Source organism: Rubrivivax soli, from assembly GCF_049810355.1.
Lineage (GTDB): Bacteria > Pseudomonadota > Gammaproteobacteria > Burkholderiales > Burkholderiaceae_C > Rubrivivax.
The window spans coordinates 910,628-930,077 of record NZ_CP187368.1 but is presented as its reverse complement, the minus strand read 5'-3'; the positions used below and the strand labels follow the sequence as shown (position 1 = coordinate 930,077).

General features: G+C 71.7%; 17 protein-coding genes and 1 tRNA gene. 5 read left to right on the top strand and 13 right to left on the bottom strand.

Annotation, left to right across the window (positions count from 1 at the left end):
- Window positions 1-7: 7 nt before the first annotated feature.
- The 13 genes from ACPOLB_RS04065 to ACPOLB_RS04005 form a co-directional block, all read right to left on the bottom strand.
- Window positions 8-721 (bottom strand): phage baseplate assembly protein V, encoded by a 714-nt coding sequence (locus tag ACPOLB_RS04065; protein WP_425260018.1) that lies wholly within the window; start codon window positions 719-721, stop codon window positions 8-10.
- Window positions 721-1,848 carry a hypothetical protein gene (locus ACPOLB_RS04060; RefSeq protein WP_425260017.1) on the bottom strand — a complete coding sequence of 376 codons (1,128 nt, stop codon included), beginning with the start codon at window positions 1,846-1,848 and terminating at the stop codon, window positions 721-723. Before ACPOLB_RS04060 ends, ACPOLB_RS04065 begins: the two co-directional genes overlap by 1 nt.
- A gap of 50 nt (window positions 1,849-1,898) precedes the next feature.
- Entirely contained in the window at window positions 1,899-2,171 is a 273-nt protein-coding gene (locus ACPOLB_RS04055) for a hypothetical protein (protein WP_425260016.1), read from the bottom strand.
- A gap of 40 nt (window positions 2,172-2,211) precedes the next feature.
- Window positions 2,212-2,889, bottom strand: a complete 678-nt coding sequence (locus tag ACPOLB_RS04050) for a hypothetical protein (protein ID WP_425260015.1) — start codon at window positions 2,887-2,889, stop codon at window positions 2,212-2,214.
- A gap of 1 nt (window position 2,890) precedes the next feature.
- Window positions 2,891-3,169 (bottom strand): hypothetical protein, encoded by a 279-nt coding sequence (locus ACPOLB_RS04045; protein ID WP_425260014.1) that lies wholly within the window; start codon window positions 3,167-3,169, stop codon window positions 2,891-2,893.
- The gene (locus tag ACPOLB_RS04040) at window positions 3,166-5,283 is read right to left on the bottom strand and encodes an ATP-binding protein (RefSeq protein WP_425260013.1); all 2,118 of its coding nucleotides are present in this window, start codon (window positions 5,281-5,283) and stop codon (window positions 3,166-3,168) included. The genes ACPOLB_RS04045 and ACPOLB_RS04040 overlap by 4 nt, the downstream gene beginning before the upstream one ends.
- Window positions 5,280-6,437, bottom strand: a complete 1,158-nt coding sequence (locus tag ACPOLB_RS04035; protein ID WP_425260012.1) for a Pvc16 family protein — start codon at window positions 6,435-6,437, stop codon at window positions 5,280-5,282. The genes ACPOLB_RS04040 and ACPOLB_RS04035 overlap by 4 nt, the downstream gene beginning before the upstream one ends.
- 25 nt (window positions 6,438-6,462) lie before the next feature.
- Window positions 6,463-7,356: a hypothetical protein gene (locus ACPOLB_RS04030; protein WP_425260011.1), complete on the bottom strand. Its 894-nt coding sequence runs from the start codon at window positions 7,354-7,356 to the stop codon at window positions 6,463-6,465.
- A gap of 25 nt (window positions 7,357-7,381) precedes the next feature.
- Entirely contained in the window at window positions 7,382-8,143 is a 762-nt protein-coding gene (locus tag ACPOLB_RS04025) for a hypothetical protein (protein WP_425260010.1), read from the bottom strand.
- A 7-nt stretch (window positions 8,144-8,150) separates the two neighbouring features.
- On the bottom strand, window positions 8,151-8,657 hold the full coding sequence (locus tag ACPOLB_RS04020; protein ID WP_425260009.1) for a phage tail protein: 507 nt from the start codon (window positions 8,655-8,657) through the stop codon (window positions 8,151-8,153).
- Between the two features lie 18 nt (window positions 8,658-8,675).
- Window positions 8,676-10,667 (bottom strand): phage tail sheath family protein, encoded by a 1,992-nt coding sequence (locus ACPOLB_RS04015; protein ID WP_425260008.1) that lies wholly within the window; start codon window positions 10,665-10,667, stop codon window positions 8,676-8,678.
- 75 nt (window positions 10,668-10,742) lie between these two features.
- On the bottom strand, window positions 10,743-10,985 hold the full coding sequence (locus ACPOLB_RS04010) for a hypothetical protein (RefSeq protein ID WP_425260007.1): 243 nt from the start codon (window positions 10,983-10,985) through the stop codon (window positions 10,743-10,745).
- Window positions 10,986-11,295: 310 nt separating this feature from the next.
- Entirely contained in the window at window positions 11,296-12,351 is a 1,056-nt protein-coding gene (locus ACPOLB_RS04005) for a sigma 54-interacting transcriptional regulator (RefSeq protein WP_425260006.1), read from the bottom strand.
- Window positions 12,352-12,487: 136 nt separating this feature from the next.
- Here ACPOLB_RS04005 and ACPOLB_RS04000 point away from each other — a divergent pair.
- The 5 genes from ACPOLB_RS04000 (at window position 12,488) to ACPOLB_RS03980 (ending at window position 19,433) form a co-directional block, all read left to right on the top strand.
- Window positions 12,488-12,564: transfer RNA gene (locus ACPOLB_RS04000), tRNA-Val, on the top strand.
- Window positions 12,565-12,835: 271 nt separating this feature from the next.
- Window positions 12,836-13,246: a hypothetical protein gene (locus tag ACPOLB_RS03995; protein ID WP_425260005.1), complete on the top strand. Its 411-nt coding sequence runs from the start codon at window positions 12,836-12,838 to the stop codon at window positions 13,244-13,246.
- Between the two features lie 69 nt (window positions 13,247-13,315).
- Window positions 13,316-14,620 (top strand): TolC family protein, encoded by a 1,305-nt coding sequence (locus ACPOLB_RS03990; protein WP_425260004.1) that lies wholly within the window; start codon window positions 13,316-13,318, stop codon window positions 14,618-14,620.
- Complete coding sequence (locus ACPOLB_RS03985; protein ID WP_425260003.1) at window positions 14,617-16,245, top strand: efflux RND transporter periplasmic adaptor subunit; 1,629 nt, start codon at window positions 14,617-14,619, stop codon at window positions 16,243-16,245. Before ACPOLB_RS03990 ends, ACPOLB_RS03985 begins: the two co-directional genes overlap by 4 nt.
- A complete protein-coding gene (locus tag ACPOLB_RS03980) occupies window positions 16,242-19,433 on the top strand; it encodes an efflux RND transporter permease subunit (RefSeq protein ID WP_425260002.1) in 3,192 nt (1,063 codons plus the stop codon). The genes ACPOLB_RS03985 and ACPOLB_RS03980 overlap by 4 nt, the downstream gene beginning before the upstream one ends.
- Window positions 19,434-19,450: the final 17 nt, after the last annotated feature.

Genomic DNA, 19,450 nt, shown 5'->3' with positions numbered 1-19,450 from the left:
GGGTGCCTCAGCCTGTCTTGACGCGCACCGACAGCAGCGCGGGCGTGGCCGGCGGAAACGGCTGCGCGGGCACCATCGGCGTCACCGGGATGCCCATCACCGTCTGCCCCACGTGCATGTGGGTGCTGAACACCTGCACCAGCTGGTTCAGGTACTGCAGCAGGTCGTCGCCGTACACCAGAGGATGCGGTGCGCCGTCGACGAGCTCGATCTGCGGCGCCTCGACGATGACCTTGGCCGTGCTCTGCACGCGGATCTCGCCGCTGTCGACGCTGATCTTCAGCAGGTTGCTGCCGTTGGCGTCGGACAGCGTGGCGGTGTGGCCGTCGTCGTCGAAGGCCAGCAGCAGGCCGCTCTCGCTGCGCAGCACCTTCAGCGGCGGCGTCGCCTCGGTGCCGGCCTCGTCCTTCGGCAGCTCGCCGCTGCCCCAGCGCGCGCCGCTCCAGATGGGGCGGCTGATCTGGCCGGCCTCGAACTCCACCCACACGGCCGCGCCCACCGGCGGCACGGCGTACAGGCCCATGCCCGGGCCGGCGCACGGCGTGCAGGGCTCGGCCCAGGGCGAGACCTCGGTGCCGAGCACGGTGGGCACCTGCACGCGGATGCGGCCCACGCGCTGTGGGTCGTTCACGTCGACGACGGTGCCGCGGTACTTGCCGAACACCTTCTCGCGTGCCGACTGCGCGATGTCGACGACCAGGGTTTCCAGCTCGATGGGCATCAGAAGACCCCCGCGCCCAGGCCCGCCAGCGGCCCGGGCTGGGCGCCCGCGGCGCGTGCGTTGCGCGTCAGCGCGAACTGCTGGCGGTAGCCGCCGTCGCTGAATTCGTGCGCGACGCGGCTGACCATGTAGTCGCCCGACAGGTGCCCGCCCACCCCGCGCACCGTGACCTTGCGGTACGGGCGCAGGACGCCAGGGTAGCTGTCGGCCAGCACCTCGCCCTGTGCTGTCCAGGCCCAGCTGGACAGGTCGGCTGCGGCCGCGGTGGCGGCGTCGATGTCGGCCTGCTCCTCGCGCACGTCGAGCAGCAGCGTGGTGGCGGGCTGCACGGCCTGGTGGGCCGGCACCGCGCCCAGCGCCGTGCCCGGCGCGGTGGTGGCGCTGGCCGTGACGGCACTGTGGTCGCTGGCCAGCTGGCCGGCCGCGCGCGGGGCCTGCGGGCGCAGCGCATCGAACTCGGCCTGGAAGCTGCCGATGTTGCGGCCGGCGCCCAGCAGCACCAGGTCGGGCAGCGGCTCGTCGCCGGTGAACTGCGCGTCGCGGCGCTGGAAGCGGCCCACGCTCTGGCCGGCCGATGCACCGGGCTCGACGTGGACCACCATGCCGTGCTCGCGGGCAAGCCGGCGCAGGGTCTGCATCGGCGTGCCGCGCTGCACGACGAAGCGCTCGTAGGCGCCGCCGGCCGCCGGCACGGGGTCGACCTGCGGCTGCAGGCCGGCCGCGCCGAACAGCTGCTCGGCAATGTCCGACGGCGACTGGTCCTCGAACACCGCCACCGCCTCGTCGCGGTTCAGCAGCACGCTGTCGTCGTGCACCACCAGCGTCATCTGGCTGCGCTCGGGCGTCGCGTCGAGCTGGAAGCGCTGCGCAACCACGGGGCCGTCGACCAGCGGCACGAAGCCGCCGTCGCCCACCTGGATCTCGACCCGGATGCGCGCGAAGGGCTGCACGAAGCCGTCTTCCATCAGCTGCCAGCTGCCGCCGTCGTCGGTGCCCACGGGCAGGTCCAGCTGCGCCTCGGTGGCCATGCCGATGCCCTGGTCGACACGCACGGTGCCGAACACCGCCAGCTGCGCGGCGTCGGCGGGCGTGTTGTCGAGGTAGAGGCGCATCCGGGCGGTGGGCATGGCGGCGTGGGTGGCGGCGTGGGGTGGCGGCGTGGGGTGGCGTGGCGGGTTCAGCCGCGTGGCAGCTGCACCGTGGTGCCGGGCTGCTGCGTCAGCTCGCCGGCGCGCAGCGCGGTGTTGGCGTCGGCGATGTGCCAGTAGCGCGTGGCGTCGCGCAGGCGCTGTTCGGCCAGCGCGTCGAGCTGGTCGTGCGGCGCCACCACGTGGTCGGTGCCGGGGGTCGGGGGCAGCACGCGCGGCACCAGCAGCGTCACGGTGCGGCCGTCGCCGGCGGGTGCGGTGGTGGTGGCCTGGCCGTGGTAGCGGGAGTTCTTCAGGAACATCGTCGGCTCCGGGGGGCAGTGGCAGTGGTGGCGGCGCGCTTCAGAAGGGAATGATCGAAGGCAGCTGCGCGATGCCGCGCGCCATCTGCGCGACCACCTGCGCTTCCTTCACGGTGCGGGTGTAGAGCAGCGCGCCCTGCGCCAGCAGGTCGTCGCCGGCCGGCTGCGCCGCCACCTTCAGGCCCAGCGCGACCTCGGCCCGCGTCGGGCTGAGCGCGCTGTCGTATTCCTGTTCGGTGATGCCCATGCTCTGGATCGCCACCGGCAGCACGCGCGTGGGCCCCCAGACGAACAGAAGCCGCGGCAGCGACTCGCGCGGCGCCGCGCGTTCGGCAGGCTGCTGCCCGCCGCTGGAGAGCGCGTCGCCGATGGCGTCGAGCGCCGCGCCGATCAGGCCGGGCGCGCCGTGCGGATAGGCCATCTTCTCCAGCGCCGCGATCTGCGGGCCGACGCCGAAGGCCCGCGTGACGCCGCTGAACGGCCCCGGCGTGCCCAGGTCCTCGGCCGCCGAGAGCTGCACGGTCAGCGTGAATTCCTCGGTGGGCGGCCCGGCCGCCGCGGCGCGCTCGGTCTGCGCGCGCTGGCCGCGATCGGCCCCGCTGGGTGCCATCTGCAGCGTGCGCACCAGCTGTTCGGGGTTGAACTGGAAGACCACGATGTTCGGCACCGGCCCGAGGAAGGTGCCGCTGTATTCGATGAGCGCGCCACGCACGGCCATGTCAGGGCTCCTGCGGGGCCAGCTGGGTGGCGATCCAGTCCGACAGCCGCAGCGCGATGGCCTCGGCCGCGCCGTGTGCGTCGGTGCGCGCCGGCAGCTCCAGCCGGCCGAGGTCGGCGGTGGCGAGTTGCAGCACGCGTCCTGCGAGGCCGGCCGTGGCCAGTCGGCGATCCAACTGGCGCTGCAGCGCGTCGGGCAGCGCCGCGCGCACGGCCTCGGCCAGCGGCTGCGGCAGCGTGCCCAGGCCGAGTTCGAGGCGGTCGATGGCGATGCGGTTCATGCCCCCTCCAGCAGCAGGTGGGCGTAGCGCCCGAACTGTTCGGGCTGCGTGGCGCGGCCCGATTTCTCCAGCTCGCGCCGGATCGCCAGCAGCAGCTGCGGCATCGCCACCTGCGGCGTGACGTGCAGGCTGGCCGCGTGCAGGCAGGCGTTGAAGGCGGCCGATCGGATCGGGCCGCCGGCCATCTCGAAGCCCTGCGCGACGAAGGCGAAGTCCAGCGCCGCGACGTCCACGCCGGGCGGGAACACGCTGCGCCACAGCCGTTCGCGCTCGGCAGGGCCGGGCAGCGGGAAGTCGACGATGAAGCGCAGCCGCCGCGTGAAGGCCTCGTCGAGGTCCTTGCGCCGGTTGGTGGCCAGCACGGCCAGGCCCTTGAAGCGCTCCATGCGTTCGAGCAGGTAGCTGACCTCGATGTTGGCGTAGCGGTCGTGCGCGTCCTTGACCTCGGTGCGCTTGCCGAACAGCGCGTCGGCCTCGTCGAAGAACAGCAGGCTGTCGGCGGCCTCGGCGGCGTCGAAGATGCGGCGCAGGTTCTTCTCGGTCTCGCCGATGTACTTGTTGACCACCTGCGACAGGTCGATGCGGAACATCGGCAGTTCCAGCGTGGCGGCCAGCGCCTCGGCCGCCATCGTCTTGCCGGTGCCGGGTGGGCCGCAGAACAGCACGGCCAGTCCGCCTTCGTTCCAGGCGCGTGCCGTGCCCCAGTCGTGGTGCACCCGGGCCAGCGCGCGCATGGCGTCGACGATGGCCTGCAGCTGCGCCTGCTGGCGTGGCGGCAGCACCAGGTCGGCCAGCGCGAAGCGCGGCGGCACCGGCTGCGCCAGCGTGCCGACGTCGAGCGTGGCAGCGGCGCGGCACAGCGCGTGCACGTCGGCCTCGGTGGCGGCCGGCAGCGTGTGCAGCGTGGCCGTGACCTGCGACAGCGTGCGGCCGTTGAGGCGGAAGCGGCGCGCGGCCTCCAGTGCCGCAGGCCGCATCGCCGCGGGCAGCGCGGCGGCCAGCAGGTCGCGGCGTTCGGCGATCGCCAGCGCCGGCACCTCCACCACAGGCGCCAGCCAGCGCGCGGGCAGGGCGCGCGTGGCCGCGGCGTCGGCCACCGGCAGCCACAGCCGCAGCGGCAGGGCCGACAGCGGTGCCAGCGCGGTCTCGAGCGGTGTGCCGTGGGGGCCAGGCGCGCCCCAGCCTTCAGGGGCCAGCAGGTCCAGCCCGGCCAGCCAGGCCGCTGCAGCCAGGCCCGGCAGGGCTGCGTGGTCGGGGCCGATGTCGGGCGCCAGCAGCGCCAGGCCGCGGCCGCAACGCGCCGACAGCGCGGCGACCGTGGGCTGCGCATCGGCCCCGAAAGGCAGCAGCACCGGCACCAGCTGCAGCTGGCGCGGCGGCAGGGCCTGCAGCCACGACAGCAGTGCACTGTCGGGCGCACGTTCGGGTGTGGCGGCGTCGTCCAGCGCCAGGTCGACGGCCGTGCCCACGCGCTGCAGCGCGGCGGGCAGGGGCGACTGCGCGTCCAGCAGCAGCGGCGCCAGCGCCGCGGGCAGGTCCAGCGGCTGCTGCCAGGCGTCGGCACCAGGCGGGCGCAGCAGCGCGAAGCGGTAGAGCGCGTGGGCCGGATCGGCGCAGGCCACCAGGTCGAGTGGCCAGTCCCACAGGCGCTGCGCCAGCGCCAGCGTGGCCTGCGTGCGCGTGCTGTCGCCCTGGCACGCGCCGGCCACCGGGCCGAAGCTGGCATCGCTGCGCGCCGCCAGCGCCAGCGCCAGCACGAAGGTGTCGGCCTCGCGCAGGCCCGCCGTGTCGACCACGCGCTGCCAGGCGCTGCCGGCGGTGCCGCTGATCAGCTGCGAGCGCACCTGGCGCACGCGTGCGATCTGCTCCCCGAGGTAGCGCGCGGTGACGTCGCCGGCCAGGAACGCGGTGCGCGCGTCGTGGTGGCGCAGCCGCTCCAGGCTGTCGGCCAGCGCACCGTCGGGGCGCTGCGCGCCCAGGTGCCACTGCCAGGCCAGTTCGCGCCGCAGGCGCAGCGTCACTTCCGCCAGCCACGAGGCCGTGTGCACGTCGGCCGGCGCCAGCGCCGGGTCGAAGCCCGCCGCGATGCGGGTGTGGTCGACGGCGGTGTTCATGACCACACCAGCGTGGGCATGTCCGCCGCCTGCTGGCCGTTCACGCGCAGCAGCAGCTGGTAGCTGCCCGGCGGCAGCGCCAGGCCCGCCGGCACGCTGAACTGCAGGCTGGTGGCGGTGGCCGGCACCGCCGGCTGCAGCTGGATGCGGGCCGTGCCGTCCAGCGCCAGGGCCGCGAAGATGGACTCCTCGGGGCCGCCGAACTGCGCCCCGGTGACCGTGAAGCTGCCGGACAGCGGCGCATCGGCGCCGGGCCCGGTGGGCACCAGCGCGCCCGCCAGCGCCACGCCGCTCACCACCGGCATCAGCTCGCCCAGCACCGGGGTGCTCGTCATCAGGTGGCCGCTGGGCAAGGTGCGGCCGACACTGACGGCGTAGCCCGCCGCGGCGATGGGTGTGTCGGCCGGCAGCTGGAAGCGCAGCACGTCGCCGCGGTCGCCCGGCTCGGCGGCCAGCGGCACGATGGTGTTGCCGCCGAGCTGCACGCGGTCGTGGCCGCCCAGGTCGAGGCCGCGCAGCGTCACCACCTCGCCGGCACGGAAGCGGGCCGGCGTGATGCCGGTGAGCCGCGCACCCATCGACGGCAGCACCACGACGCCCGGCGCCTCGGGCGGGCCGACGCTGGTGACGAGCGGCGCGTAGCTCGGCGGCGCGTCGGTGGCGAGCATCACCGGGCGCACCTGGAACGCGGCCGACGTGCGCACGTGTTCGTCGCTGCCCCCGAACAGCTTGCTCAGCAGGTCGGGGTCGGCGTCGTCGAAGCTGATCTTCAGCGGCTCGGGGTTGCCTGTGAGGGCCTGCAGGCTGACGCCCGGGCGCAGGAAGTTCAGCTCCTGCAGCGCCACGAGGCCCTGGCCCAGCAGGCGCTGCGCGGCGGCGCTCTCGCTGTCGTGGTCGATGTCGTAGGCGGTGAGCAGGTAGTGCAGCACCAGCCACAGCGGGGGCTGCTGCCCGGCGTCGAGCGGCGTGTTGCGCAGGTGCGCGTCGAAGCCGATGCGGTACAGGAACAGGTTGAGGCAGCGGCCCGATTCCACGTCTTCGGCATGCACCGGGCGCCCCACCAGCACCGGCAGGTTGGACAGCCGCGCCGACACGCGCAGCGCCAGCAGTTCGCTGACGGCGCCGATGGCTTCGGTGGACGCGCTGAGGGCCATGGCTCAGGTGGGAGTCTGGGTCACGTCAAGGGCTGCGCAGGTAGTGCCGGTGGGCCGAGAACACCGCGCGCTCGCCCCCGGCCGGCGTGGCCGTGCGCGCTGCGGCTGCGGCGGGCGCGGGGCCATGCGCTGGGGCAGGGGTGGACCACTGCACGGCCAACCGGATCTCGCCGATGTGCAGCTGCAGACCGGGTGCGGGCGCTGGTTGCGGTCCGGTTGACGGCGCGGCTGCACGGCGCGTCGGCGTTGTCTCGACCGGCACCGGCCGGACCGTGCCGGGAGCAGTTCCGGCCGGTGCGTCGGGCGTGCGGGGCTGGTCGGGCGCTGCCAGCGGGGAGGGCGACGCACCGCGCTTCGGCAGCGCGGCCGCTGGCATGGCCACGTTGGCCATGGCATTCGCAGGGGCGGCAGCGGGGCGGGCCATGTCCGGTGCAGCCGGCCCTGCCGCGGCGGGCTGCGCGGGTGGCCGCGCTGCTGCGGCGGGCGCGCCAGGGACGTCGCCCCGATGCGCAGCATGCGGGGCCGGCGCAGGGGTCGCAACTGTGGCAACCGAGGCGGTTGCGGCGGTTGCGGCGGCTGTGGCGGGTGCCGCAGACGCAGCACGCGCCATCGCGTGTGCCGGTGCACCAGCGTGGCCGGATGCCCGCGCCGCGTCCAGCGCAGCGGGCAGCTGCGCCCCGGCAAGCCGTGGACGCGAGGACGCGTCCCGCCCCGTGGGTGCGGTCGGCCCCGTGGGGCCATCCTGCGTGGCCCGCGGCGGCGGATCAAGCACCGGCAGCGCGTGCGCGACGCCCTCGAGCGCCTGTTCGGCGGCCGTTGTGGCCTGGGGCAGCACAAGCCCCGCGACCGGCGCGGGCCGCACCGGCGCAGCGTTGCCGGCTGCCAGCCGCGCCACCAGGCCCGCCAGGTAGCGGCTCACTGCGCGATCCTCCGGGCCGGCGCGGTCATGCCAGCGCTCCCGCGGATTCGAGGCTGGCCAGGTAGTGCGCGCGCCGCCACGCCGGCAGCGCCAGGATCTGCGCCTCGCTCCAGTGGAAGGCGCGGGCGAGTGCCGTGATCTCGGCCAGCAGGCGGCGCTGTTGCGCCGCCAGGTCGCGCAGCAGCAGCGCCTGCAGGTCGATGTCGGCTTCCTGCGTGTGGCCGCACTCGGGGCAGGCGGCCTGCACCGGCAGCACGGTGCAGGGGTCGCGCGCGGCCAGCGCATCGGCCACGGCAGCGACCAGTTCCGGCCCCGGCACGAAGCCGGCGGCAGGTGCGCGGCCGTCGACCTCCAGCAGCAAGTGCGCGGCAAGCGCCGCTTCGTCGGGTGCCGGCAGGCCGCGCCAGGCCAGCAGGTCGTCGCCGGTGGGCAGCCGCACGAGCAGCGGCGTACCGGCGGCGGTGCGCAGTGGCAGCGGCGTGTCGTCCACCGGCTGCCGGCAGCGCGCCAGCGGCAGTTCGATCTCGAAGCGCGCCGCGCAGGCCGGGCAGGCCAGCGTGGCCGGCGTGCACGTTTCGGAGCCGTCCGCGTGCGACCCGCAGCAGACCGCCAGCAGTGCCTGCAGCCGCCGGGGCAGGGTCCAGCCCTGCACGCTGGCGGCGTCGGCGCCGCTGCAGCGTGCCAGCACCTCGGTGGCCTGCACATCGTCCGGGCACGCGCCGAAGGCCACGTCCAGGTCGGTGGCTGCCGTGCCGTAGCGGCGCAGGGCGTGGGCTGGCGGGTGCATGGCGGGGTCAGCCCTCCGCCGGCTCGGCGGTGGCCTCGTCGCGCAGGAAGCCTTCCATCTCGATCTTCATGTTCTCGATGGCGACCGCGTTGGCGTTGGCGTCGAGGTCGGGCATGGCCGTGAACTCGCTGACCCAGCAGCGGTACATGAAGTAGCGGATGGCGACCTGCCCGCGTTCGTTCATCACCTCGAGCGTCAGGTCCTTCTTGTAGTTCACCAGGTCCATGCTGGTGTCGCCCTGGTACGTGTGCACGCGGTTGGCCCAGCGCTCGAACTCCAGGTCGTGCGTGATGCCGCGCTCGAGCATCACGGGCTCGTAGCTGGTGCGGCCGGGGCTCTTGTGGTCGAAGCTGTTGTCGCCGCCGCTGCGGTGCTTGACCACCTCGGTGGTGCGCTTGAGCGCGCCGACCTTGCTGACGCCGAGCACGGCGCGGCCGTCCCAGAGCAGCCTGAACTTGAAGTTCTTGTACGGGTCCAGACGGTGGGTGTTGACCACGAAGCCGGTGTTCGCCATGGATGTGCTCCTCGGTGCTTACAGATCGCCGGCGATCTGCTGGATCTTGATGACGACGAACTCGGCCGGTTTCAGCGGCGCGAAGCCCACCTGGATGTTCACGATGCCGAGATTGCGGTCGGCCTGCGTTGTGGTCTCGGCGTCGCACTTGACGTAGAAGGCGTCGCGCGGGTTCTGTCCCTGGAAGGCGCCCTGGCGGAACAGGCCGGTCATGAAGGCGCCGATGTTCAGACGGATGCGCGCCCACAGCGGCTCGTCGTTGGGTTCGAAGACGACCCATTTGGTGCCGCGGAACAGGCTCTCCTCGAGCATCAGCGCCAGGCGGCGGATCGGCACGTACTTCCACTCCGAACCGGCCTGGTCGGCGCCGTCGAGGGTGCGGGCACCCCAGGCCACGCTGCCGTAGATGGGAAACACGCGCAGGCAGTTGATGCCCAGCGGGTTGAGCACGCCGTTCTCCATGTCGGTGAGCTTCATGTCCATGCCCGACAGCCCGCGCAGCACGGCCTCGATGCCGGCCGGTGCCTTCCAGACGCCGCGTTCGCTGTCGGTGCGCGCATACACGCCGGCCAGCGTGCCGCTGGGGCCGACCGAGCGCAGCCGGAAGCCGTTCAGCGGGTCGGCCACCTGCAGCCGCGGGAAGTACACGGCACTGTTGCGGCTGCGCAGGCTGCCGTGCGTGTCCATCCAGTCCTTCATCTCGGCCAGCGTGTTGATGGCAGGTGGGATGTCGAGCAGGAAGAACGCGCGCGAACGCTCGCAGAAGGCCGTGGCCTGCGACGCCACCTGCACCAGTTCGGCATCGGGCAGCAATGCCGCGCGCGGGATGCACAGCAGGTTGAACAGGTCGGCCTGGCGCAGTGCGTAGATGCCCTGGTCGTTGGCGTCGGCCACCGCGCCGACCAGCGCGTTGGCGTCGGGGGCCGCGCCGTCGTTGCCGGCCGCGGCGCTGATCAGCGCGCCCACGGCCGCGGCGGGCGGCACGAAGGGGTACTGCTGCACGTTGTCGGACACGGTGGCCGCTGCCAGCAGCCCCAGCGGCCCGGCGGCGTCGTTGGCCGGCGCCGCGGTGAAGACGACGAGGTCGGTGGCCGCGCGTGCCGGGTCGCGCCCGGCCGTGACGACGAGGTGGCGCGTGAAGGTGCCGGGCCCGGTGGGCACCGTCACCACCTGGACAGACGCGCCGGTCAGGCACGGCGGCGTGGGCAGCACGCCGCCGGGGTCGACCGCGGTGCGGATGGCCGTCTCCAGCCGCGAGGCCAGCGCCACGAGGCTGGTGACGGTGCCGGCGGCCCACGTGGCGAGCGTGGCGCGGAACACGCCCGAGCCGCCGACGGCGATGTCGAGCGCGTCGCCGCTCATCGCGTTGAACTCGGTCGTTCCCAGCGCGGCAAGGTCGCCGCTGGTGGTGCCGTTGGCCGCGGCCACGCCGGTGGCGCCGCCGGGCAACTCGCCGGTGACGAGCACCGAGTCGGCCGCCAGCACGTCGACCACGTGGCGCGGCCCGGTGCTGCTGAGCGTCACGTTCAGGTGGGTTTCCTGCGCCAGCACCGGCGCGTTGGCGGCCGTGCCGGCGTGGCGGGTGATCGTCAGGTTGAAGTGCGTGCGCGGGTCGGCGGTGCGGTGGTCCACCGTGGCCCGCAGCGTGTCGCCCCAGACCCCGGCGCTGCGGGCATGGAGGATCAGCGCCGGTGAAGCCGGCGCCGACATCTGGCCGATGGTGACCCGCGCGGCCGCCGGTGACCCCGCCGCGCAGCGCACCACCAGGGCCGACGCGCCGCCGTTCAGGAAGAACTGCTGCAGCGCGTAGCTGGCCTCGCTGCGGGTGTCCAGGCCGCCGAAGATGCGGGTGAACTCGGCCATGCCGAAGACCTCGGTGGCCCGGTGCATCGGTCCTTCGCGGAAGAAGTCGACGAAGGCCGTGATGGACGTGCCCACGCTGGTGATGGTGCGCACCCCGCTGGGCACTTCCTCGATGTAGACGCCGGGATAGGTCACTGCCACCGCCATGGTGTGCTCCTTCGGTTGGGACAGCGCCCGCGGCGCTGCGGCAAGGGGGTGTTCAAGGGAGGGTGCATGCCGCGGTCAGTGCACGTCGTTGCGCTGGCGCGCGTACAGCACCGTGCCGTCGGCCAGGCGCACGCAGCGCAGGCTGTGCCTGCGCACCATGCCTGCCAGCACGTGTTCCACCTCGGCCGGCGTGGCCGTGAGCCCGTGCGAAGGCAGCCACCAGCGTGCCACGCCTTCTGCCGAGTCGGCAGCCTGCGGGTAGGCCGAGAGGTGTTCCTCGATCGCGTTCATCACGGCTTGTTCCAGCGTCGGATGCATGGATTCGGCGGCACGGGCGACGAGCCGCGGCCTCCGCTGCCTGACTGTGCAAATGGGGTGCCATGCCGTTTCGGCCGCTGGCAGGCCTTCGGCGCACCGGTCGGACCCACCCCGGCCGCGGCCTGCAGCAGGGCAGAGGGCGCTGCGGCAGGGTGGGTCGCTTCAGGCCCGGTGGGTCGGCTGCAACCCGGTGCAAACACGCATGGCGAGGCTGCGACGCGGCATGCCGGCGCAGCGGAGCGACGCAGGTGGCCGGGTCGGCGCCTGCGGCGGAGCGGTGAGACAGGGTGGGCCGCCGTGCGGCAGGGGTTCAGCGCAGCGGCAGCGGGTCGCGTGCGATGCCGTGCTTCTTCAGCAGCTTGCCGAAGGCGCGCCGCTCCTTGCAGGCCAGGCGCGCAGCGCGCGTGACGTTGCCCTGCGCCTGCTCCAGCACGCGCTGCAGGTATTCGCGCTCGAAGCGCGAAACGGCCTCGGCCTTGGCGGCCTGGAAGGTGGGGGTGGGGCCGGCGTCGGCGGTCTTGGCGGTGTCTGCGGCCTCGGCAGTTGCATCGGCGGCCACCGGCTCGGCCGCCTCGTGCGACAGCCACGGGCCGTCGCACATCAGGAACTGCCGGTGCACCCAGTTTTCGAGCTCGCGCACGTTGCCCGGCCACGCGTAGGCGTGCATCCAGTGCAGTGTGGCGGGCGCGATGCGCTTGCCGGCCAGGCCGTACTTGTCGGAGAAGCGGGCGATGAAGGTGTTCGCGAGCAGTTCGATGTCGTCGCCGCGCTCGCGCAAGGGCGGCAGCACCAGCGTCAGCACCTTCAGCCGGTACAGCAGGTCGGAGCGGAAGGTCTCGCGCCGGACCAGGCCATCGAGCGGGCGGTTGGCGGCGGCGATGAGCCGCACGTCGGTGCGCTCCTGGCGCGTCGTGCCCACGGGCCGGTACCACTGGTCCTGCAGGAAGCGCAGCAGCGTCACCTGGGCCTTGGCGGTGAGCGCGTCCACTTCGTCGAGGAACAAGGTACCGCCTGCCGCTTCGGCCACGAGTCCGCGGCGCGAGCGGCGCGCGTCGGTGAAGGCGCCGCGCTCGACGCCGAACAGCTCGCTCTCGATCAGCGAGTCGGGCAAGGCGCCGCAGTTCACGGGCACGAAGGGCCCGGCGCGTCGGGCGCCCCCGTAGTGGATCGCGCGCGCCGCGACTTCCTTGCCGCTGCCGGTCTCGCCTTCGATCAATGCCGGCGCCTCGCTGGCGGCGATGCGCTGCAGTTGCGCCAGCATGCGTGCATGGGCCGCGGAGTTGCCGACGATCTGCGCAGCCGCGCGGCGCGCCTCGATGTCGGCCGGGATGGAGCGGGCAACAGGGGCAACAGGTTCCTGCGGCATGGAGCGGACCAGTGTAGGAACCGCCCTGGGGGCCCGCACTCCCTAAGAAGTTCACGAAAGTGCAACACCTTGCCACGCGATTGTTCGCCTTCGATGGCGAAGCGTCCGGCTTGATGTATAGTCATGGGCTGACTCCAGGCGCGTAGCTCAGCTGGTTAGAGCACCACCTTGACATGGTGGGGGTCGTTGGTTCGAGTCCAATCGCGCCTACCAAATACGGTAGAAGAAACAAGCACTTAGCGGCAACGCTAGGTGCTTTTTTCTTGGCGGTACGAAAAAAGTACGAAAAAGCGGGTGTCGGATGTCCGCACCCTGTGGGTCTTGCGTGATCGCGCTGGATCGGCTTGACCGGTGCGCCTTCGCGGCGGGCATGACCTTGGCGTCCGACCGGCACAGGCCAGACGCCGTAGGCGCTGCACCGCGGCTTGGCGCATGTCCTCGCCGGTAGCGAGCGAGCGCCGGTGGTTTCAGCTATCGTCCCCGCGTGACGTTCAGCCAGCGCCTTCGAGCCCGTGTCATCGGCATTCTGTCGATGGCTTTGCTGGTCTCGCAGATCGCGGTGGCCGCCTACGCCTGCCCGGCCATTGGCGAGCGGGCCGGCTCCGCTGACGCGGCAGCAATGGCGGCGATGCCTTGCGCCGAAATGATGGCGGCCGGTGTGCCACTCGATCCTGAGCAGCCGACGCTGTGCATGCAGCACTGCCAGTTCGGCTCGACCACGCAGGTGGTCGACCACGTACCGGCGGTGTTCGCGCCGGTGACGGCTTTCCCCGCGCTGTTCACCGTGTCGGTCGATGCACGGCTCGAGCTGAGTTCCTGGGCCGAGGCCGAGCGCCTGCGTGACCGACCTCCGCCGCTCGCTCACAGCATTGAGCACTGCTGCTATCGCATTTGATCTCCTGAAGTCGCCCGCTTGATCGGTCGCGGCGCTGCCGCGGCCCGGTTCCGGACTTCAGGAGTTCCCATGATTTCGACCCTGCCCCGGAGGCCAGACGGCCTCCGTCTGGCTTCATCGCTCTTGCTGTGGCTGGCCTTGGGCTCTGCGCCTGCCTTTGCTCAGACCTCGCTCTCCTTGGAGAGCGCCGTCGCCGAAGCCGCCGTGCGCTCGCGGCTCGTGAGCGCCATCGAGTCGCAGGCCCAGGCTGCGCGAGAGATGGCTGCGGCTGCGGGCCAGCTGCCCGACCCGGTGCTCAAGCTCAGCCTGAACAACCTGCCGATCGACGGCACGGACCGCTACAGCGTCACGCGCGACTTCATGACGATGCGCTCCGTCGGCGTCATGCAGGAGCTGACCCGGGTCGACAAGCGCAGCGCCCGCACGCGCCGTGCCGAACGCGAGGTCGATCTGGCCAAGGTCACGCGCCAGGCCACTATCGCGGACCTGCAGCGGGACGCGGCGACTGCCTGGCTCGACCGCTCGTACTTGGAATCGATGCGTGAGCTGCTGCAGGCGCAGATTACCCAGGCAGAACTCCAGGTCCAAGCTGCCGAGACGCTGTACCGCAGCGGCAAGAGCTCGCAGGCCGAAGTCTTCGCGGCGCGCGGATCGGTCGAGCAACTGCGGGATGGGCTGGCACAGGCAGAGCGCCAGATCGCGGTCGCGACCACCCAGCTGGGGCGGTGGGTGGGTGAAGGCGCGCGGCTGCCGCTGTCTGCACGTCCTGCGCTCACGCTGCCAGCATGGACCGAAGGTGCCCTGGCGGAGCACCTGACCCAGCACCCCCAGATCGCCGCAGCAGCGCAGCAGGAGGCCATCGCCGACAGCGACGCCGCCGTGGCGCGTGCCGCGCGATCGTCGGACTGGAGCGTCGAGTTGATGTACAGCCAGCGCGGCCCGGCCTACTCGAACATGGTGTCGATCAATCTGTCGGTGCCGCTGCAGTGGGACCAGAAGAACCGGCAGGACCGCGAACTCGCGGCGCGGCTGGCCGGCATCGACGAGGCGCGAGCCCGTCGCGAGGATCTGCAGCGCGCCCACGAGGCCGAGGTGCGCGCCATGCTTCAGGAGTGGCGCAGCCACGAGGATCGATTGCGTCGCTACGACGCCTCGCTGTTGCCGCTGGCGACCCAGCGCAGTGAAGCTGCGCTGGTGGCCTACCGCAGCGGTACCGGTCCGTTGCCGGCCGTGCTCGATGCGCGCCGCAGCGAAGTGGACGTGCGCATGGAGCGCCTGCGCATCGAGATGGAGAAGGCCCGGGTCTGGGCCCAACTGAACTATCTGTTGCCGTCCCACGGCGGCGTCCAAGCCAAGCCGGAGGCGGCACGATGAACACCCGAAACACCTTGTTGACGGCCGTCGTTGCCGTCGCGCTGGCCACGGGCGGCTTTGCGCTCTACCAGATCGGCATGCACCGCGGCATGGGCCTGGCGGGCGCCGGAGCAGCTACTGCATCCGGCTCGCCGGCCGCAGAAGACCCGACCAGCAGCATCGCCGCCGGCGAGGCAGCGACGCGACGCCACATCAAGGACGGCATCAAGGCCGGCGAGATCGATCCTGCCACCGGCAAGCCCATCCTCTACTACCACGACCCGATGGTGCCCGGTAAGCGCTTCGACGCGCCGGCCAAGTCGCCCTTCATGGACATGATGCTGGTGCCGGTCTACGGCGGCGCCGGCGGCGACGACCAGGGCACCGTCACCGTGAGCCCGCGCATCCAGCAGAACCTGGGCGTGCGGACGGCCGAGGTGGTCGAAGGTGTGCTGCAGCCCATGGTCAGCGCGGTGGGCAGCATCGCCTGGAACGAGCGCGACCAGTCGGTAGTGCAGGCCAGGGCGACGGGCTACATCGAGAAGCTGCACGTGCGCGCAACGCTCGACCGCGTGCGCGCGGGCCAGCCCTTCGCCGAGCTCTACGTGCCTGAGTGGGTGGCGGCGCAGGAGGAATACCTGGCCGTCAGGCGCTTCGCCGCGGGCGATGCCGTGCTGATTGCGGCGGCTCGCCAGCGCCTGCTGCTGGCCGGCATGAGCGAGGCCCAGGTCGCGCGCGTCGATGCGGCGGGGGGCGTGCAGCCGCGCATCACCCTCGTTGCGCCGTCCAGCGGCGTGGTCGCGGAGCTGATCGCCCGCGAAGGCATGACGGTGACGCCCGGGATGATGCTCGCTCGGATCAACGGCTTGGCCAGCGTCTGGGCCAACGCCGAGCTTCCTGAGAGCCAGGCCGCGCTGGTGCGCCCCGGCAGCCAGGTCGAGGCGCGCAGCCCCGGAGTGCCGGGGAGCGTGTTCCGCGGCACCGTCCAGGCGCTGCTGCCCGAAGTGAACGCGACCACGCGCACGCAGAAGGCGCGCGTGCAGTTCGCCAATCCCGACGGTCAGCTGGTGCCGGGCTTGTTCGTGACGATGCAGTTCATGGACACCCGCGCGGGGAAGGCGCTGCTGGTGCCGACCGAGGCGGTGATCCAGACCGGCCGGCGCGCGGTGGTGATGGTGGCTGAAGAGGGCGGGCGGTTTGCCCCGGTCGATGTGGAGACCGGCCTGGAGACCGGCGGCCAGACCGAGATCCGACGCGGCCTGAAGGCCGGCCAGCGCGTGGTCGTGTCGTCGCAATTCCTGATCGACTCCGAAGCCAGCCTGAAGGGTGTCGAGGCGCGGCTCAACAACCAGCCAGCGCCGACGGCCGCCAACACCGCCCAGCGTCACAGCGCCGAGGGTCTGATCGAGTCGCTGGACCGCGAAAGCGTCACGCTGAGCCACGGCCCCATCCCGAGCGTCGGCATGGGCGCGATGACGATGGAGTTCAGGCTGCCGCCTGCCAACAAGCTGCCGCGTGGACTGGCGGTGGGTGACCGCGTCGACTTCGAGTTCTACGTCGATCCGACCGATGGGCCGACCGTGACCACGCTGACGTTGCTGCCCCCGTCTGCGCCTGCCGCCGCCGCCCCGGGAGCGTCGCGATGATTGCCGCGCTGATCCGCTGGTCCATCGTCAACCGCTTCCTGGTGCTGCTGGCGTCCGTCATCGTCACCGCCTGGGGCCTGTGGGCCGTGCAGCGCACGCCGCTGGATGCGCTGCCCGATCTCTCGGACGTGCAGGTGATCATCCGCACGCCGTACCCGGGGCAGGCGCCGCGCATCGTCGAGAACCAGGTCACCTATCCGCTGACGACGACCATGGTTTCGGTGCCGGGGGCGAAGGTCGTGCGCGGCTACTCGTTCTTCGGCGACAGCTTCGTCTACGTGCTGTTCGACGACGGCACCGACCCGTACTGGGCACGCTCCCGAGTGCTGGAGTACCTGAACCAGGTGCAAGGGCGACTGCCCGCTGCCGCGAAGCCGGCGCTGGGGCCCGACGCCACCGGCGTTGGCTGGATCTACCAGTACGCGCTGATCGACCGCAGCGGCACGATGGACGCCGGCCAGCTGCGCGCGCTTCAGGACTGGTTCCTGAAGTACGAGCTGAAGACCGTGCCGAATGTCGCCGAGGTCGCCTCGGTCGGCGGCATGGTGCGCCAGTACCAGGTGCTGCTCGACCCCGACAAGCTGGCCGCCTACAACCTACCCCACGGCGCGGTGATCGATGCGATCCGCAACGCCAACCAGGAGGCCGGCGGATCGGTGCTCGAACTCGGCGAGGCCGAGTACGTGGTGCGCGCCTCGGGCCTGCTGGCGACGCTGGACGACTTCCGCAAGATACCGCTGAGTGCCACCGACGCCGGCGTCAGCGTGCGCCTGGGCGACGTGGCGCGCGTGCAGGTCGGACCTGAGATGCGGCGCGGCATCGGCGAGCTCGACGGCGAGGGCGAGGCCACCGGCGGCGTGATCGTGATGCGTTCGGGCAAGAACGCGCTGGAGACGATTGCCGCCGTCAAGGCCAAGATCGCGTCGCTGCAGGCCAGCCTGCCCAAGGGCGTGGAGATCGTGCCGACCTACGACCGCTCCAGCCTGATCGAGCGCGCCGTGGAGAACCTCAGCCACAAGCTGATCGAGGAGTTCATCGTCGTCGCGCTGGTGTGTCTGGTCTTCCTGTTCCACCTGCGCTCGGCCTTCGTCGCGATCGTGACGCTGCCGCTGGGCATCCTGGCGAGCTTCATCGTCATGCATTACCAGGGCGTCAACGCCAACGTGATGTCGCTCGGCGGTATCGCCATCGCGATCGGGGCCATGGTCGATGCGGCGGTGGTGATGATCGAAAACGCGCACAAGCACATCGAGGCCTGGAGGCATGAACATCCTGGCGAGGATCTGAAGGGAGAAGCGCAGTGGCGCGTGGTCGGCGACGCGGCGGTCGAGGTCGGGCCGGCGCTCTTCTTCTCCCTGCTGATCATCACGCTGAGCTTCATCCCGGTGTTCACGCTGGAGGCCCAGGAGGGCCGGCTGTTCTCGCCGCTGGCTTACACCAAGACCTACGCCATGGCGGCCTCTGCGGGGCTGGCAGTGACGCTGGTGCCGGTGTTGATGGGCTACCTGATCCGCGGTCGCATCCCCGACGAGCGGCGCAATCCGCTGAACCGCGCGCTGATCACGATCTACCAGCCGCTGCTCGACGGCGTGCTGGCGTGGCCGAAGACAACGATCGCCGTGGCGCTGCTGCTGCTGGCCAGCACCTCCTGGCCGATCCTGAAGATCGGCGGCGAGTTCATGCCCCCGCTGGACGAGGGCGACCTGCTCTACATGCCGACCGCGCTGCCGGGCCTGTCGGCAGGCAAGGCGGCCGAGCTGCTGCAGCAGACCGACCGGCTGATCAAGACCCTGCCTGAAGTGCAATCCGTCTACGGCAAGGCCGGCCGCGCCGAGACGGCCACCGACCCGGCACCGATGGAGATGTTCGAGACCACCATCCAGTTCAAGCCGAAGAGCGAATGGCGCGAGGGCATGACCAGCGACAGGCTGGTCGAGGAGCTGGACCGCATCGTCAAGGTGCCCGGACTGTCCAACATCTGGGTGCCGCCGATCCGCAACCGCATCGACATGCTGGCGACCGGCATCAAGAGCCCGGTGGGCGTGAAGGTCGCCGGCACCGACCTGGCCGAGATCGACCGCCTGGCAGGCGAGATCGAGAAGGCGGTGAAGGGCGTGCCCGGCGTCAGCAGTGCGCTGGCCGAGCGGCTGACTGGCGGGCGCTATGTCGACGTGAACATCAACAGGGATGCAGCGGCCCGCTACGGCATGAACATCGCCGATGTGCAATCGGTGATCGGCGCAGCAGTCGGCGGCGACAACGTCGGCGAGACGGTGGAAGGCTTGCAGCGCTTCCCGATCAACGTGCGTTACCCGCGCGAGGTCCGCGACTCGCTGCAGAAGCTGCGCCAGCTGCCCGTCCTCACCCCTCGCGGCGCACGCATCGTGCTCTCGGACGTGGCCGAGCTGCGCATCACCGACGGCCCGCCGATGCTGCGCAGCGAAAACGCGCGCCTGGCCGGTTTCGTCTACGTCGATATCCGCGGGCGCGACCTGAAGTCGGCGGTGATCGACATGCAGAAGGCGGTGGCCGAGCAGGTGAAGCTGACGCCCGGCTACTCGGTCTCGTGGTCGGGGCAGTTCGAGTTCCTGGAGCGCGCGACGGCCAAGCTCAAGGTCGTCGTGCCCTTCACGCTGGGCATCATCTTCGTGCTGCTGTACCTGACCTTCCGCCGTTTCGACGAAGCGCTACTGATCCTGGCGACACTGCCTTTCGCGCTGATCGGTGGCTTCTGGCTGCTCTACCTGCTGGGCTACAACCTGAGCGTGGCCGGTGCGATCGGCTTCATCGCGCTGGCCGGCGTGGCGGCAGAGTTCGGCGTGATCATGCTGCTGTACCTGAAGCAGGCCTGGGAGGCGCGGCTGGCGCGAGGGCAGGGCGGTGACGCCGACCTGCTCGACGCGATCCGCGAAGGCGCCGTGCTGCGCGTGCGGCCCAAAGCAATGACAGTGGCCGTGATCATCGCCGGCCTGGTGCCGATCATGTTCGGTGGCGGCACCGGCTCCGAGGTGATGCAGCGCATCGCCGCACCGATGGTCGGCGGCATGGTCACGGCGCCGCTGCTGTCGATGTTCGTTGTTCCCGCCATCTACCGGCTGATGCGAAGACGCAGGAGTGCTGCTGCTGACGAAGCGCCAGCCGATCGTGGCGATGCTTCGTTGCCGGACCCGGCGACGTCAGCGGCTTGAGCACGACCAGCGGTGGG

Bases quoted from the DNA above. Each gene is read 5' to 3' on its own strand.
- ACPOLB_RS04035 (WP_425260012.1), bottom strand. From the start codon at position 6,437: ATGGCCCTCAGCGCGTCCACCGAAGCCATCGGCGCCGTCAGCGAACTG.
- ACPOLB_RS04040 (WP_425260013.1), bottom strand. From the start codon at position 5,283: ATGAACACCGCCGTCGACCACACCCGCATCGCGGCGGGCTTCGACCCG.
- ACPOLB_RS03985 (WP_425260003.1), top strand. From the start codon at position 14,617: ATGAACACCCGAAACACCTTGTTGACGGCCGTCGTTGCCGTCGCGCTG.
- ACPOLB_RS03990 (WP_425260004.1), top strand. From the start codon at position 13,316: ATGATTTCGACCCTGCCCCGGAGGCCAGACGGCCTCCGTCTGGCTTCA.
- ACPOLB_RS03980 (WP_425260002.1), top strand. From the start codon at position 16,242: ATGATTGCCGCGCTGATCCGCTGGTCCATCGTCAACCGCTTCCTGGTG.
- ACPOLB_RS04055 (WP_425260016.1), bottom strand. From the start codon at position 2,171: ATGTTCCTGAAGAACTCCCGCTACCACGGCCAGGCCACCACCACCGCA.
- ACPOLB_RS04045 (WP_425260014.1), bottom strand. From the start codon at position 3,169: ATGAACCGCATCGCCATCGACCGCCTCGAACTCGGCCTGGGCACGCTG.
- ACPOLB_RS04005 (WP_425260006.1), bottom strand. From the start codon at position 12,351: ATGCCGCAGGAACCTGTTGCCCCTGTTGCCCGCTCCATCCCGGCCGAC.
- ACPOLB_RS04015 (WP_425260008.1), bottom strand. From the start codon at position 10,667: ATGGCGGTGGCAGTGACCTATCCCGGCGTCTACATCGAGGAAGTGCCC.
- ACPOLB_RS04060 (WP_425260017.1), bottom strand. From the start codon at position 1,848: ATGCCCACCGCCCGGATGCGCCTCTACCTCGACAACACGCCCGCCGAC.
- ACPOLB_RS04065 (WP_425260018.1), bottom strand. From the start codon at position 721: ATGCCCATCGAGCTGGAAACCCTGGTCGTCGACATCGCGCAGTCGGCA.
- ACPOLB_RS04050 (WP_425260015.1), bottom strand. From the start codon at position 2,889: ATGGCCGTGCGTGGCGCGCTCATCGAATACAGCGGCACCTTCCTCGGG.
- ACPOLB_RS04010 (WP_425260007.1), bottom strand. From the start codon at position 10,985: ATGCATCCGACGCTGGAACAAGCCGTGATGAACGCGATCGAGGAACAC.
- ACPOLB_RS04020 (WP_425260009.1), bottom strand. From the start codon at position 8,657: ATGGCGAACACCGGCTTCGTGGTCAACACCCACCGTCTGGACCCGTAC.
- ACPOLB_RS04025 (WP_425260010.1), bottom strand. From the start codon at position 8,143: ATGCACCCGCCAGCCCACGCCCTGCGCCGCTACGGCACGGCAGCCACC.